Raw genomic sequence first — 13,574 nt, forward strand, 5'->3', positions numbered from 1 at the left:
GAAGGGGAAAAAAGGTTGCGCGAGATTATAGAGAGCCAGCCGAATAAAAACCAGCAATTATCCGGCTAATTAATCAGATCAGTTGCAGTAATTGTGCTGCGATACGCGCGTAATGCCAATGAAAGTGATATTCTCAAACTATCTCGCCATCTTGATGGCGGTTTGTCACCACCCCTAAAATCTTTAGTCATCAACCCAATAGCATCTCTGACATCTCCGCTGTGAGGTTGCCGATATGAGAATGCTGTTACAGGAGACTTACAGTGTCTGAACTGTCTCAACTTTCGCCTCAGCCGTTGTGGGATATTTTCGCAAAAATCTGCTCTATCCCTCACCCGTCTTACCATGAAGAAGCGCTGGCACAACATATTATGGCGTGGGCCAAGGAAAAAGGCCTGCATGCCGAACGTGATAAGGTCGGTAATATCCTGCTGCGTAAGCCGGCTACCAAGGGGATGGAGAACCGTAAGCCCGTTGCACTGCAAGCCCATCTGGATATGGTTCCGCAGAAGAATAATGATACGGTACATGACTTTACCAAAGACCCAATTCAGCCATATATCGACGGTGAATGGGTTAAAGCCCGTGGCACCACATTAGGGGCCGATAACGGCATTGGTATGGCTTCAGCGCTGGCAGTGCTGTCCGACGGTAGCGTCGAACACGGCCCGCTGGAAGTGCTGCTGACCATGACCGAAGAAGCCGGTATGGATGGCGCATTTGGTCTGCAACCTAACTGGCTGAAAGCCGATATTCTGATTAATACCGATTCCGAGCAGGAAGGTGAAATCTATATGGGTTGCGCCGGTGGTATTGATTTTATTACCACTTTTGCACTGCAACGCGAAGCAGTTCCTGCCGGTTACCAGACGTTGAAGTTGACCATTAAAGGCTTGAAAGGCGGTCACTCAGGCGCTGATATCCATTTAGGGCTAGGTAACGCCAATAAACTTCTGGCGCGCTTCTTGTTTGAACAGACCAAAGATTTAGACCTACGGATATTGGATTTGAATGGCGGCACACTGCGTAATGCCATCCCGCGCGAAGGTTCGGTGACCTTGGCGATTGCCGCCGATAAAGTCGATCAGTTGAAAAATCTGAGTCAAGAGTATCTGGTGACGTTGAAAAACGAGCTGGCCGCAGTCGAAAAAAATCTGGCGATATTGCTTGAACCGGTAGCCACAGATGCCAAAGCCCTGACGAAAGAGACTCAACAGCGCCTGGTCGCGTTATTGAATGCCACACCAAACGGTGTTATTCGTATGAGTGACGCGGTGAAAGGTGTGGTTGAAACCTCACTGAATGTGGGTGTGGTGACCATGAATGAGAATGAAGCAGAAATCATTTGTCTGATTCGTTCCCTGATCGACAGCGGCAAAGATTACGTGGTGAGCATGCTGACCGCAATTGGTCAGTTAGCTGGCGCTGAAACAACACCAAAAGGCGGTTACCCCGGCTGGCAGCCTGACCCAAGCTCTCCAGTGATGGCGCTCGTGCGGGAAACCTACCAAAAGCTGTTTAACAAAACGCCAAACATCATGGTTATCCATGCGGGTCTGGAATGTGGTTTGTTCAAAAAACCTTACCCAGAAATGGATATGGTGTCGATTGGGCCAACTATGACAGGGCCACATTCACCGGATGAACAAGTTCATATCGAAAGTGTGGGCCAATATTGGCAATTGCTGACAGCGCTGCTGAAAGCCATTCCTGAGCGCGCATAATACTCGTCATACTTCAAGCTGTGGGGGTGTTGGCTGCACTCCCGCAGTGCGATTATGTGAGTATATTCATATCAACCATGGGGTTACTGACCCGCCATTTGTCAGTGTTACTCCAAACTCAACAGCAATTGCCGCTCAAGTTGCGGGTCAAGCAAAGTGACATGCAACCCAACCAAACGGACTCCCCGCCCCGCGCGCCGCTCATTCCATGCTGTCCGCGCCACTTGCAGTAAATCCACTTTATTCAGCTCCGGCCAAACATGCTCTTGTGTTGTTTGCTGAAAATCATGGAATTTCAATTTCACCCCCTGCCGAGCAATATGCAGGTCCGGCCTGACCTTCCGTAAGCGGGTTTCCAACTCAATATAAAGCGACTCAATTAATGACTCACAACTTTCCCAATCATGAATATCCTCAGCCAGCGTTCGCTCCACTCCGACGGATTTACGCAAGCGATCGGGGGAAACTTCGCGCTCATCAATGCCGTGGCTGCGCTCCCACAACACATGGCCAAACTTGCCAAAGCGCTTTAATAATTCAGCCTGCGGATAGTTTTGAATATCACTACAGGTTATCAATCCCAGTTCCTGGAGACGTTTCGCGGTGACTTTTCCCACTCCGGGGATTTTACTCAGCGGTAACTCATGCAGGAAGGGCAAAACCTGGTCCGGCGTTATTACATACTGGCCATTGGGTTTATTTAAATCAGAGGCTATTTTGGCTAAAAACTTGATAGGAGCAATGCCAGCAGAAGCCGTCAGATTGATCTCCGTGGCAATAGATTGACGGATTTCTTGGGCAATTAAGGTGGCGGAACCGCTGCATGCCGTGCAATCAGAAACATCCAGATAAGCTTCATCCAATGATAGCGGCTCAATTAATGGAGTATAACGAGCAAAAATTTCACGGATATGCAGCGAGGCTTCTTTATAGGCAGCCATTCGGCCTGGGATAACTTTAAGGTGCGGACAAAGTTTAAGTGCCATTGCGGTCGGCATCGCACTACGCACACCATAACGCCGGGCGGGGTAATTGGCTGTGCTTATCACCCCTCGCCGGTCCCGGCTCCCGCCAATCGCAATAGGAATATCACGCAAGCTGGGATCGTCACGCATTTCGACTGCCGCAAAGAAGCAATCCATATCGACGTGAATAATTTTTCGCATGTTTATCCCCCAACCAAACCACTGTATAAGAATACAGTTAAATAGGGAAAATTCAAGATTATCCTAAGCCCTGACCACGCACATTATGTTATGACAAAATACTAAACAGGAAGCATAGCCACTGCTTCAATTTCTAAGGCTAAATCGTGGTGTAAAGTGGGCACGGGTACAACACAACGCGCCGGTTTGTGTGGCCCCAACCACTGAGCATAAAGTGCATTAAAATGTGGCCAGAGTTCAATATCACACAGATAAACGCGCACTTGGACCAAACTGTTGAGATTGCAATGACAGTCGGCTAGAACGCCCTCAATATTGGCAAAAACCTGTTTGACCTGAATATCAAAAGATTGATGTGATAATACAACGCCCTGCGCCGTAATGGGCAGTTGGCCGGAAAGATAGACCATGCCGCCCGCACAAACAGCATGGCTGTAATGGCCCGCGGGGGGCTGGCCCTGTGTTGAGTTTATTAAGATAGGCTCAGACATTATCAAGACTTATCAATAAAATGAGCCAGCCGGTCTAAATCGACATTACCGCCCGAAATAATTACCCCGACCCGTTTGCCCCGAATATCCAACTGATCACCAAACGCAACCGCCGCCCCTAAACACCCGGTGGGCTCAACCACAATTTTCATTCGGCTAGTGAAAAACTTCATCGCCGAGATCAGTTGGCCATCAGTTGCGGTCAGAATATTATCAACTCGCTCCTGAATAACAGGGAAGGTGTAATGGCCTAAAGCCGCAGTTTGCGCGCCATCGGCAATCGTCACTGGGGTATCAATTTTAACAATTTTACCGCTGCGGAAACTCTGCTGCCCATCATTACCGGCTGCGGGTTCCACCCCAATAACCTGGCAATTTGGGTTGAGCGCTTTGGCGACCGTGGCGCACCCGGACAACAGCCCCCCGCCCCCTAACGGCACCAGCAACACATCCAAATCACCCACTTCTTCAAATAACTCTTTAGCGGCCGTTCCTTGCCCGGCCATGACATCCGGGTGGTCATAAGGCGGAATTAACGTTAGCCCCTGCTCTTGCGCCAATTTATGGCTAATTACCTCACGGTCTTCAAGATAGCGGTCATACAGCACCACTTCACCGCCATAACCTTGGGTTGCGGCAATTTTAGCCGCCGGCGCATCTTTAGGCATGACGATAACGGCGCGAATGCCCAATTTACGGGCGGACAAAGCAATAGCTTGTGCATGATTTCCCGACGAAAAAGCAATAACTCCTTTTGCTTGCTGTTCCGGCGATAACTTCACTAATGCGTTATAGGCTCCCCGAAATTTAAATGCGCCCATATGTTGGAAATTTTCGCATTTAAAAAATAACTGTGCGCCAGTCTGTTCGTTAGCGGTGGATGAAGTCAAAACCGGCGTTTTCAGCGCAAAGCCAGCAATCCGCTGATGTGCTTGAATAATATCGTCGTAACAGATTGCTAATGGGGCCATTTTCAGTTTCCTTCAGTCGGGAGATAGGTATAAACGGTCGAGCGGGCAACCCCCAGATTATTGGCAACAACGGTCTGGGCATTTTTCAAATCCATCAAACCTGCTTGCGCCAATTGGCGGACAATCTCACGCCGCTGCGCCGGGTTCAGTGCCCGTGGGGTGGTATTGTGAGCGGCGGCAAATTGTTCCAGTTGAGTGCGCAGCATCTCAAGGCGAGGTGATGCCAGAGACTCGCGAACATCAGTTGCCGTCGTTTGTGTCAGTTGAGACAAGCTGGCACTGACCGCCGAAAACAGCGAAATATCCATATTCAGACAGAGCGCGCCGATGAACTCCCCTTGGCTATTTTTCAGGCCAATTGAGGTACTTTTGGCTGGGCGACCATCTGGAAATTGGTTCGGATAGTTCAGAATGACCTCCGGAAAATTGGGGTCAGCAATACGGCTCAGCCCCAATTCAGTCGCAGGTTCACCGACTTCACGGCCGGATAAGTTGTTTGATATTGCCGCAATGGCATGTTCTGGTTGAGTGAGGTCGTGCAAGACAAATTCCACCAAAGGTGCAAATGTTTTGCCCAGTGCCTCAACGATTTTTTTGCTCTCCCGCAAGAGGAGTTGATCTTCTGTCAGTTTCATTTCTGAATTATTGTCAACTTATGACATTTTGTCAAATTGATTATGCAGTAATAAAATCTCAATCAAAGAGCCGCATATTGCAGCTCTTTTTCGTGACATTGCAGAGTGGGAGTTACTTCAGAATGGAACTTTTCAATGATTTGTCTTGCTGATGGCGCTCTAAAGCTAATTCAATAAGCGTAGTAATCAGTTCCGTCGAACCAATACCCGTAGCACGCCATAATTTGGGATACATACTAATATTCGTAAACCCAGGCAGGGTATTTATCTCATTGATAACCACCGTGTTATCAGGTGTTAAAAAGACGTCAACCCGCGCCATACCACAACATTCGAGTGTTCGAAATGCCGCTAATGCTACTGCTCGAATATTGTCGCTGACGGCACTGTCTATTAGCGCAGGAATAATGACCTGAGCACCGGTTTCATTGATGTATTTTGTGTCATAGGAATAAAACTCGTCACTGATGACAACTTCGCCACACAAACTGGCTTGCGGATGGTCATTACCCAGAACCGCGCATTCTATCTCGCGCCCAACAATAGCTGACTCCACCAACACTTTATGGTCAAAATCAAAGGCTAATGCTACCGCCTGTTCATATTCATGTGCATTACGAACCTTACTCACCCCGACCGAAGAGCCTTGATTGGCCGGCTTAATGAATAAAGGCAAGCCGAGTGTTTCAGTCACCTGCTCAAAACGGTATTTCTCTTTATTAGCCCGTGTCAGCGTTATAAATGGCGCGATATTCAGCCCGGCATCGCGCAGTAACCGCTTGGTGATGTCTTTATCCATACTGACCGCAGAGCCCACGACACCTGAGCCAACGAAAGGAATATTCGCCATGCGCAGCAGACCTTGCAAAGAGCCATCCTCCCCTAATGTCCCGTGAACGATAGGGAAAATGACATCCAACTGGGCTAAAGCAGAAGCATTATCCGCAGCAATAAGTTGCTGATGATTCTGACCCGGAATCAGCGCCACACTTCTGTTTGAGTGATTCAGGGAAATTAATGCTGGGTTCTCTGCATTTAATAAGTAATTGGATGCATCATTAACATGCCATTGCCCTTGTTTATCAATACCGAGCAGCATCACATCGAATTTTTCTTTATCAATTGCCTCTACGATGTTCTTTGCCGACTGCAATGACACTTCATGTTCAGCCGATTTACCGCCAAAAATCACACCAACTCGCAATTTCGACACACTACATTCCTTCTTAAGACCTGGCACTTAGGGGCGCGACCACCCAATAAAACTACACACATACCCTAAATAATTCGAGTTGCAGTAAAGCGGCAACTGAACGCCCCCATGAGCTTACATGAGTAAGTCAATGAGGCGAACGAAAGCAACCCGCCCACATGCAGCTTGAGGTATGACGGGTATAACACTAATACAACTTTTGTATGCTTAACTAATGTTTTTTAAGATTCTTACAGAAATTTCTGGTGATACAGGCGGATAAGTCCACCTCATCCCAGCATATGATTTTAGTACTAGGCATTCACATCAATAACAGAAGAAATTATATCCCCATAGATGGAACTCATAATTATCCTAATCAATATGCTAACGAATTTAGGCAATAACAGAATTGAATTCTGTTATGGGTATTTATTTCCTTTTTGTCATTTATTTTTAATAAAAAATCATTAAATTCGACAAGACCGAAGAAGATTGGTTATATGATTAACATCACCCTGCAAAAATTCATTATCAGTCAATGGATGGAAACCAAATATTATGCGAAATTATATAATGGCTACTTTATTACTCTCTGCTACCTTTATAACAAATGCTAATTCAGTCAATTCAAGCACTCATCTCAACCCACCACAAATTATTGCCCATCGTGGTGGCACTGCTGATGCGCCTGAAAATACGATCCCAGCCATCAAAAAAGCGTTGGATAATGGTGCGGATGCAATCTGGATAACACTACAGTTATCAAAAGATAATGAACTTGTACTGTATCGCCCTTCCAAACTCGAAGAATTGACCGATATGTTTGGCAACGTTTCTGATTATTCCGCAAAGCAACTCGCCCAAGCTAATGCCAGCGCTGATTACAATAAAAAACATAATATTCATCCTAACCCAAAGATTCACGTTGGCATTCCTACACTTGATGAAGTATTAAAAACATTCCCTACAACAACATTTTATCTTGATATCAAATCTCCGGATGCTCCCCCAGCAACACTCGCGCAAGCACTGAAAACAACACTGAATGCAACCACTCAAGGTGAGAAAAACCGACTAAGCCGAACCCGAGTTTACTCAACCGATGATAATTATTTGAATGCGTTGGATAAGATAAACCAAGCCAGCGACTCCACACCTAAAATACAGCGTTTTGAAAGTCGTAACGTTACTCGAACTCAATTAGCCAATATCACTATGGATCATAAATGTGAGTTACCGGCAGATGATAAAGAGCGCTGGTATGGTCTGGAATTACACCGAAAGGTCGAGGTTGTGGAAAAATTCACGCTGGGTGAAGGGCGTTCTAATGCAGTATTAAGTTGGGATAAAGAAGCCGTTGATTGTTTCCGTAAAAATAAAAATGCACATATTATTTTCTTCGGAATTAATACTCCCGAAGATTATAAGAAAGCAAAAGAATTAGGTGCTAATGGTGTCATGGTAGACTCCCCTGCTTTGTTTAAAAAGATAATCAATGACAATAAATAATTAAAATTACACATAAACACCCCCCAATCAGTTATTTATTGATTGGGGGATTTAATGGCTATTTAAAGCCCTTAGACGATAGCTACACAATACGATACTGATCCAGTTTTTTTTGACGCGCGGCCTCTTTAGCCAATCGTTTCTTTCGCGAATCACAAGGCTCAGGGCAATCACATACTTTTTCCATCCCCAGAGCCCCAATACCTCCGCAACTGCCCTGTAAGGTTTTACGTTTTACAATATAACCCAACGACATCCCGGCGATGACCAACAGAAAAAACACGAAGGACGCGATAAAAACCGTCAACATAATCCTCTCCTATCAAGGCTGCTTTTGCAGATACGGTTTGAATGACTCAGAAAAGTGCTCCTCAAAACCTTCATCAGTTTTAACTATCATAAATACCGGAATACCCAGCAAATTAGCTAATGCCATCCCCCGCTCAGGGCCGAGAACGCCTAACCCCGTTGAGAGCCCGTCAGCAGTCATACAGCTTGGGTCTAAAACAGTAATTGAGACTAAACGATGATTTATTGGTCGGCCAGTGCCGGGGTCAATAGTATGCGAATAACGGACGCCATTCTGTTCAAAGTAATTTCGGTAGTCACCAGAAGTCGCAATAGCCATCCGACCGGGTTCGATAATCTCTTGCGCACTTTGTTCTGACCCAGCAACAGGCTTTTCGATAGCAATACGCCAAGGTTTATTCTCCCCATTGTTGCCGCGTGTTCGTACTTCGCCGCCAATATCAACCATATAGTTATTGATATTCTGCGCTTCTAAGTATTCGGCAACAACATCGACTCCATATCCTTTAGCTATAGCTGAAAGATCCACATAGAGCTCTGGAATACGTTTAATCAAAGTGCCATTTTCTACCGCAAGTTTATCAATACCAACCCATTCCCGACGTTTATCAATTTCAGCATCGGTAGGCACCACGTTAGGGCGCCCTTCAGGGCCGAAGCCCCATAAATTAACCAAAGGCCCGACAGTTACATCCAGCGCACCGTCAGTCAGGCGGTTAATTCGAATAGCTTCCCGTACAACTTTAGCTGTCGCGAATGAAACAGGAAATGGCGTATCCACTTGCTGACTTTTGTTGAAACGACTCAATTCGGAGTTTGGCCGATAAGTCGACATTTGATTATTGACCTGTTCCAGCTCGCGATCTATTTCCTGCTGCAACTTTTCCGGACTAAGAGTTGCTGAGTCGCTCATATACTTGATTGAGTATGAGGTCCCCATGGTTTTACCTTCAAGGTTGACTTGCTCAGGGCCACAACCTGTAAGCAGCAAAATGCCCACCACAGACATTAGCCAATGCATTATATATCTTTGCACAATATCCCCAATTACAGTAAAAACCCGAGTCGCGGCAAATCAGCCACCGAAGTCATCGAGCATAATGTTTTCATCTTCCACCCCAAGATCTTTTAGCATCTTGATCACTGCCGCATTCATCATCGGTGGGCCACACATATAGAATTCGCAGTCTTCAGGGGCTGGATGATTTTTAAGGTAGTTTTCTAATAACACGTTATGAATGAAGCCAGTATAGCCCGTCCAATTATCCTCTGGTTGTGGATCCGACAAAGCAACATGCCAACGGAAATTATCATTCTCGGCCTGTAACTGATCAAAATCTTCCTCATAAAACATTTCGCGCCGTGAACGTGCGCCATACCAGAAGCTAATTTTTCGTTTTGAATGCAGCCGTTTGAGCTGGTCAAAGATGTGAGAGCGCATGGGCGCCATGCCCGCACCACCACCAATAAAGATCATTTCGGCATCGGTATCTTTAGCAAAAAACTCACCAAATGGCCCAGAGATAACCACTTTGTCACCCGGCTTCAGTGACCAGATATAGGAAGACATAATTCCTGGCGGTGCTTCCGGCAGTGAGGGCGGTGGCGTTGCAATTCGCACGTTCAACAAGATAATACCGCTCTCTTGCGGATAGTTTGCCATTGAGTATGCACGCACGGTCGTCTCGGGGGCCACTGACTCAAACCGGAATAAATTGAATTTATCCCAATCGCCGCGATATTCCTCGGGCACGTCAAAATCAGCATATTTCACGGTATGGGGTTCGGCTTCAATTTGAATAAAGCCCCCAGCACGGAATGGTACAACTTCACCATCAGGGATTTTCAGTTTTAGCTCTTTGATAAATGTAGCTTTATTATCATTAGAGATAACTTCACATTCCCATTTCTTCACTCCAAAGATTTCTTCCGGCAATTCAATTTTCAGACTCTGCTTTACACTAACCTGACATGCCAGCCGGCAACCTTCTTTGGCTTCCCGCTTTGATATATGAGAAAGCTCTGTTGGCAGAATATCTCCGCCACCCTCTTTAATCTTCACACGACACTGCCCACAAGAGCCGCCGCCACCGCACGCCGAAGAGACAAATATGCCATGGTTGGAAAGCATATTCAGTAGCTTGTCACCTGCCGGAGCAGTAAAGCTTTTATCCGCATCTTCATTTATATCAATGGTGATATCACCAGTATTCACCAGTTTTGACTTGGCAAATAAAATCATCACCGTCAATGCCAGCACAATGAGGGTGAACATGACTACGCCCAGAATTATTTCCATGAATTATTCCTGCCTTTATAAGCTCACGCCGGAGAAAGACATAAACCCTAAGGCCATCAATCCGGTGGTGATAAAGGTGATCCCTAGCCCCTGTAAGCCCGCAGGCACATTGGCATATTTCATTTTTTCGCGAATACCCGCTAACGCGACAATGGCTAACATCCAGCCAATACCGGAGCCAAAACCATAAACAATAGATTCAGGGAAGTTATAATCGCGTTGTGCCATAAATGACACGCCACCGAAGATGGCGCAGTTCACAGTAATAAGTGGCAGGAAAATGCCCAACGCGTTGTACAGCGCGGGGAAATAACGATCGAGTATCATTTCCAGCACCTGCACGATGGCGGCGATAACACCAATGAAGGTAATAAAATTCAAGAAACTGAGATCCACACCTTCAACCAATGCGCCATCACGTAGCACCAGGTTATAAACTAAATTATTAGCAGGCACAGAGATGCCCAATACGACCGTTACCGCAATGCCAAGACCAAAGGCTGTCGAGACTTTCTTGGAAACGGCAAGGAAAGTACACATCCCCAGGAAGAACGCCAATGCCATATTCTCGACAAACACTGCGCGGACAAACAGACTGATGTAATGCTCCATCGTCAATTACTCCTTCTCAATCTGCGCAGGTTTCAGGGTTCGCAGGCCCCAAATCAGCAAGCCAATGATAAAGAATGCACTTGGTGCCAGCAGAAATAATCCATTAGGCTGATACCAACCGCCATTTTGGACAGTTTCCAATACTGTCACACCAAACAATTTACCCGACCCAATCAACTCGCGGACAAAACCCACCAGCACTAACACCACCCCATAGCCCAGGCCATTGCCAATACCATCCATAAAGCTTTCGATAGGCGGGGATTTCATTGCATAAGCTTCGGCACGCCCCATCACAATGCAGTTAGTAATAATCAAGCCGACAAATACGGATAGCTGTTTGGATATCTCATAAGCATAAGCACGCAGAATCTGGTCCACCACAATGACCAGCGAGGCGATAATCACCATCTGAACAATGATACGTACACTGTTTGGAATATGATGACGAATCAGTGAGATGAAAAAACTGGAGAATGCCGTGACCAAAGTCACCGCCAAAGTCATCACCAACGCTGTTTCCAGCTTGGTGGTCACCGCCAGAGCGGAGCACACTCCCAGAATTTGCAACGCAATCGGGTTGTTATCAAACAGCGGCCCCAATAAAACCCGTTTAATCTCTTTGCTATCAGCCATTTTTTAACGCCCCTTCGCGCACTTTTTTCAGGAACGGGCCAAAGCCGTTTTCACCAAGCCAAAAATCAAAGCTATTTTGTACCCCATTGGATGTCAGTGTTGCCCCGGACAAACCATCTATTGCGTGAGGATCATTAGCAGGTGCCCGCCCTTTAACAATACGAATAGCCGGTTGCCCTTGGTCATCAAATAACCGCTTCCCAATCCACTGGTTACGCCAGATAGGGTTCTCAATTTCACCCCCCAATCCCGGGGTTTCGCCTTGATCATAATAGGTGATGCCGCGTACTGTTTTGCCGTCAGTATCAATGGCAACAAAGGCATACATCATTGACCACAAACCTGAGCCGTATACCGGTAACACGATTTTGTCGATCTGCCCGCTTTCACCGCGTACCAGATAAATTTCAACCACGTTAGCCCGGCGGCGAATGCCCGCAATATCCTGTGCCGGTGTCAGCGCGATGCTCATTTGGTTATCACGTAATGCTTGCGCGCGATCAAATGTCGCGGGATCTTGCTGAATAAATTCACCGCTTTGCAAATCCAGTAGTCGCGGCTCAATCCGCTGTGCAAACTCACGCTGCACATCTTCTGCTGGCATTCGCGGTTGCAGTAAGCCAGCCACCGCCAGAATATTACGCTGCTTATCCAGCAAACGTTGCTCTTGCTGCTTAGCTTTCAAACCAACAGCCGCGCCGGCGACGATGACAGAACACACCAGACAAAGCACAATAACCACCAGCAGTGTTTTGCCGATACTGTCATTATTTCTTGGTTTATCATTCGCCACGGGCTTTCCTCCGCTTAATATTGGCCTGAATAACCACATAGTCGAACAGTGGTGCAAACAGGTTAGCGAACAGAATTGCCAGCATCATCCCCTCCGGATAAGCCGGGTTAGCCACGCGGATCAACACGCACATTGCGCCAATCAAGCCGCCATACCACCATTTTCCTTTATTAGTAAAGGAAGCAGACACCGGATCGGTCGCCATAAAAATCATGCCGAAAGCAAAACCACCGAGCACCAAATGCCAATACCATGGCATAGCAAATAAGGGATTAGTTGCGGAACCGACCCAATTAAACAGATAAGCGGTCGCCATCATGCCAATCATAACTCCGGCAACAATTCGCCAAGAGGCCACACGCCCGAACAGGATAATGGCTCCCCCAATCAGGATCATCAGTGTGGATACTTCACCAATAGAACCGGGGATATTGCCAAGGAAAGCATCCATCCAAGTGATGGATTGGCCTGAGACCGTATTGATCAAACTCTGGCTACCATTAACACTCCACTGTGATAATGGGGTGGCACCGGAAAAACCATCAGCCGCAGTCCAGACCAAATCACCCGATATTTGCGCCGGATAAGCGAAGAATAAGAAAGCGCGCCCAGCCAGAGCGGGGTTAAGGAAGTTACGCCCAGTTCCGCCAAAGATCTCTTTACCGATCACGACCCCAAAAGAAATCCCCAGTGCCGCCTGCCATAATGGCAATGTGGGCGGTACAATCAGGGAAAACAGAATTGAGGTAACAAAGAAACCTTCGTTAATTTCATGTTTGCGGATAATGGAAAATACCACTTCCCAAAAACCACCAACGACAAATACCACGGCATAAATCGGCAGGAAATAAACTGCACCTAGCACCATTTTGCTAACCCAACCGGCATCAGGCGCTAGTGATGCGCCCAACAGTTGTGCCAGCCGGTAGTGCCAGTCACTGGCAATAATCTGTTGTAGCTCTACGCCACTGTAAAGTTGGTTCAGCGCTAGAATAGCCTGACCACCGACGTTATACATCCCCCAGAACATTGCCGGGAATACCGCCAGCCATACCAAAATCATCATTCGTTTCAGATCGATAGCATCACGAACGTGAGAGGCACCCGGGGTCACTTTGCCCTGAGTATAAAAAATGGTGGCCGCAGCTTCATACAGCGGATAATACTTCTCAAGCTTCCCACCGGTTTCAAAGTGGTGCTCTATTTTCTCAAGAAAACTTTTCAGGCCCATCAG

General features: G+C 46.8%; 14 protein-coding genes. 2 read left to right on the plus strand and 12 right to left on the minus strand.

Annotation, left to right across the window (positions count from 1 at the left end):
- Positions 1-263: 263 nt before the first annotated feature.
- Positions 264-1,724, plus strand: coding sequence for a beta-Ala-His dipeptidase (gene pepD, locus F0T03_RS16350; protein WP_159679498.1), 1,461 nt, complete (start codon positions 264-266; stop codon positions 1,722-1,724).
- Between the two features lie 107 nt (positions 1,725-1,831).
- Here the strand turns inward: pepD and dinB are convergent, their stop codons facing one another.
- The 5 genes from dinB to ddlA all read right to left on the minus strand — a co-directional run bounded on the left by dinB (position 1,832) and on the right by ddlA (position 6,200).
- Positions 1,832-2,890, minus strand: coding sequence for a DNA polymerase IV (dinB, locus tag F0T03_RS16355; RefSeq protein WP_145557304.1), 1,059 nt, complete (start codon positions 2,888-2,890; stop codon positions 1,832-1,834).
- A gap of 101 nt (positions 2,891-2,991) precedes the next feature.
- Positions 2,992-3,381: a RidA family protein gene (locus F0T03_RS16360; RefSeq protein WP_246169904.1), complete on the minus strand. Its 390-nt coding sequence runs from the start codon at positions 3,379-3,381 to the stop codon at positions 2,992-2,994.
- A 2-nt stretch (positions 3,382-3,383) separates the two neighbouring features.
- Positions 3,384-4,352: a threo-3-hydroxy-L-aspartate ammonia-lyase gene (locus F0T03_RS16365; RefSeq protein WP_159679500.1), complete on the minus strand. Its 969-nt coding sequence runs from the start codon at positions 4,350-4,352 to the stop codon at positions 3,384-3,386.
- Between the two features lie 2 nt (positions 4,353-4,354).
- Entirely contained in the window at positions 4,355-4,987 is a 633-nt protein-coding gene (locus F0T03_RS16370) for a helix-turn-helix transcriptional regulator (RefSeq protein WP_145557300.1), read from the minus strand.
- Between the two features lie 112 nt (positions 4,988-5,099).
- Complete coding sequence (gene ddlA / locus F0T03_RS16375; protein ID WP_145557297.1) at positions 5,100-6,200, minus strand: D-alanine--D-alanine ligase; 1,101 nt, start codon at positions 6,198-6,200, stop codon at positions 5,100-5,102.
- A 540-nt stretch (positions 6,201-6,740) separates the two neighbouring features.
- Here ddlA and F0T03_RS16380 point away from each other — a divergent pair.
- On the plus strand, positions 6,741-7,691 hold the full coding sequence (locus tag F0T03_RS16380) for a glycerophosphodiester phosphodiesterase family protein (RefSeq protein WP_159679503.1): 951 nt from the start codon (positions 6,741-6,743) through the stop codon (positions 7,689-7,691).
- Between the two features lie 82 nt (positions 7,692-7,773).
- Here the strand turns inward: F0T03_RS16380 and nqrM are convergent, their stop codons facing one another.
- The 7 genes from nqrM to F0T03_RS16415 are packed head-to-tail and all read right to left on the minus strand — an operon-like array spanning position 7,774 to position 13,571.
- Complete coding sequence (gene nqrM, locus F0T03_RS16385) at positions 7,774-8,001, minus strand: (Na+)-NQR maturation NqrM (protein ID WP_159679505.1); 228 nt, start codon at positions 7,999-8,001, stop codon at positions 7,774-7,776.
- A gap of 12 nt (positions 8,002-8,013) precedes the next feature.
- On the minus strand, positions 8,014-9,021 hold the full coding sequence (locus tag F0T03_RS16390; RefSeq protein ID WP_425511040.1) for an FAD:protein FMN transferase: 1,008 nt from the start codon (positions 9,019-9,021) through the stop codon (positions 8,014-8,016).
- 54 nt (positions 9,022-9,075) lie between these two features.
- Positions 9,076-10,299 carry an NADH:ubiquinone reductase (Na(+)-transporting) subunit F gene (nqrF, locus tag F0T03_RS16395; RefSeq protein ID WP_145555835.1) on the minus strand — a complete coding sequence of 408 codons (1,224 nt, stop codon included), beginning with the start codon at positions 10,297-10,299 and terminating at the stop codon, positions 9,076-9,078.
- 15 nt (positions 10,300-10,314) lie between these two features.
- A complete protein-coding gene (gene nqrE, locus F0T03_RS16400; RefSeq protein WP_129197426.1) occupies positions 10,315-10,911 on the minus strand; it encodes an NADH:ubiquinone reductase (Na(+)-transporting) subunit E in 597 nt (198 codons plus the stop codon).
- Between the two features lie 6 nt (positions 10,912-10,917).
- Positions 10,918-11,547, minus strand: coding sequence for an NADH:ubiquinone reductase (Na(+)-transporting) subunit D (locus tag F0T03_RS16405; RefSeq protein WP_050077284.1), 630 nt, complete (start codon positions 11,545-11,547; stop codon positions 10,918-10,920).
- Positions 11,540-12,340, minus strand: a complete 801-nt coding sequence (locus F0T03_RS16410; RefSeq protein ID WP_145555833.1) for a Na(+)-translocating NADH-quinone reductase subunit C — start codon at positions 12,338-12,340, stop codon at positions 11,540-11,542. Before F0T03_RS16410 ends, F0T03_RS16405 begins: the two co-directional genes overlap by 8 nt.
- Positions 12,330-13,571, minus strand: a complete 1,242-nt coding sequence (locus F0T03_RS16415; protein ID WP_159679509.1) for an NADH:ubiquinone reductase (Na(+)-transporting) subunit B — start codon at positions 13,569-13,571, stop codon at positions 12,330-12,332. Before F0T03_RS16415 ends, F0T03_RS16410 begins: the two co-directional genes overlap by 11 nt.
- Positions 13,572-13,574: the final 3 nt, after the last annotated feature.

The sequence above is a fragment of the Yersinia canariae genome (assembly GCF_009831415.1).
Taxonomy (GTDB): domain Bacteria; phylum Pseudomonadota; class Gammaproteobacteria; order Enterobacterales; family Enterobacteriaceae; genus Yersinia; species Yersinia canariae.